This window comes from Paenibacillus sp. OT2-17, from assembly GCF_009827695.1.
GTDB classification, from domain to species: domain Bacteria; phylum Bacillota; class Bacilli; order Paenibacillales; family Paenibacillaceae; genus Paenibacillus; species Paenibacillus polymyxa_B.
In genome coordinates, this window is record NZ_WUDQ01000655.1 from 1 (window position 1) to 1,923 (window position 1,923).

Genomic DNA, 1,923 nt, shown 5'->3' on the forward strand with positions numbered 1-1,923 from the left:
AGCTCTTTCTCAGGGATCACAGGGACATGTGATACCAGAGTATACGTTTTAGGATAAGCAGTTCTTCGGGAGGATGGATTCCAAAGCAGTTCCGCCTGTTCCGGGTTCCAACGTAACCCGTCTGCCCGTGAATCTCTGTCCACCGATTGAACACGCTGTACCGAATAGGCACCAAACAGAACAGGATAGCTCTGGTCATTTTGCATCGTAATGGTCTGAACGACCTGCTCAGTCGAATGCCGCGTTTCTTGTGTGTTTTCAAGCTCTGCGGTCATTGGAACATCATTTAGCGTTTGATCATCGTTGCCCCCGTCACTCCAGCCTGTACCGGAATAGGTTCGTTTCGTTTCCCCCCGCCAATAGCTTCGTTGAGTGGTCGTGATGGTCATGACAGGAGAATAATCAAAATTAAAACCTCCACCTAACCGATTATCCTGGCGACTATAACCTGATGCGGTGTTCATCCGCTGATTCAGTGCCCCAGATCCATTGCTAATCCCGCCGGTGGTTGAGCTATTTCTCTGGGTCCACGCTGTATAGGGATCCGTCAAAGCTGGCTGTACCTCGGGCATATTGACACCAGCCATAATAATGAGCGCAAAAATGACCGCAATATTGGCTGCTATTTTATATGGATAGCGTCGAATATGCTTCCACCCTTGAGGATAATGCTGCCGAAAATACTGCAGATGCTGTGTCACTAGCCAACCCATACCAGCAAAGACGATCCAGGCAACCTCCTCCCACAGCACAGTTGGCGTAAAGGAATCAAGCACTGCCAGCGCGGCGATATTAATACCCACAAAAACAAGAATCCGCTGTTTCGTTGTAACGATGAGCGGCACCATTTCAATAACTAGCCAAGCGATGAGGGAAAACCAAATATAAGGAGACATATTGGATATAAATTGGTCCAGGCGATTGGCTACCCCTCCGAAGGGGATAATGATGGAGTAAGACACCAATGTCCGATACAAAATAAAAAACAGCGCCGCCGCCTTAACAATAAATTCAATCCAAGGACGAAATGGTAGTACAATCTTCACCAGAGCCAGCATTGTAATGGTCATCAGTACAAGTGCTCTTGTCTCTTCCAGCCATAATTCGGAAGCAAAAGAAACCCATTGCATGGCAATAATAATAATCCATAAAAATGTAAAAGCGGGGGCCCAGGAACCCTTTAACGATTGTAACCAGCTCTTCATAGTGTCCCTCCCCCCATTACAGCCGGGAGCTCTTCAAGGCTCTCAACATCGTAGCCCTTGATTCCCCTTGCACGAAGCATGCTCATCCATTCTTCAGCTTCTCCCTCAGCAGAACCTTCTCCGATATAGACATGGCACGGAGTCATCCCTCGGGTATCGGCCCAACGAAGAAGCTCCATCGCCTGATAATCATTCAGCGGACTAATCAGTATAAAATAACAGCCTTGCGGAAACTGGCGCACACTGCTTTCTACAGCGGATTTCAAGCTACCTTGTGAAGTTGTGTGTATGTCTACCAAGTGATGCATCATTCGTTGTCGTTCCATTGTCTGCTCACTTGGCTGAAAGACAGTGCCTTTTTCTCCAGCTGTGCACAATCCAACCCCCATTCGCTCCCGTCCACCATATTCCAGCAATGAAGCGGTAGAGGATACAGCTAGCTCAAACTGTTCGGCGTTTACATAATGCTTCATGTGTACGTCCAGCACAAGCATCGTTTTTGGAACGGTCTCATGCTCAAATTCCTTGGATTTCCAGCTACCTGTACGAGCCGTCGCATTCCAATGGATGCGCGAAAACCGATCTCCATATACATAGTCCCGTACACCGTTAATTTGTGTCGTCTCACGCCGCGTTCGAGTTTGAACGGTCTGCGGTCCAGACATCCTTGAGCGACGGTCATTCATCTGCCAATACGGAATGAATACCGTTCGGGGCA

General features: G+C 48.2%; 2 protein-coding genes. Both read right to left on the bottom strand.

The window, feature by feature from the left end:
* The coding region (locus GRP75_RS25765) for a transglutaminaseTgpA domain-containing protein (protein WP_237449198.1) at positions 1-1,205 on the bottom strand (1,205 nt) is incomplete at its 3' end.
* Positions 1,202-1,923 (bottom strand): DUF58 domain-containing protein (locus GRP75_RS25770; RefSeq protein WP_160790749.1); only part of this gene is annotated, 722 nt, incomplete at its 5' end. The genes GRP75_RS25770 and GRP75_RS25765, both read right to left, overlap by 4 nt.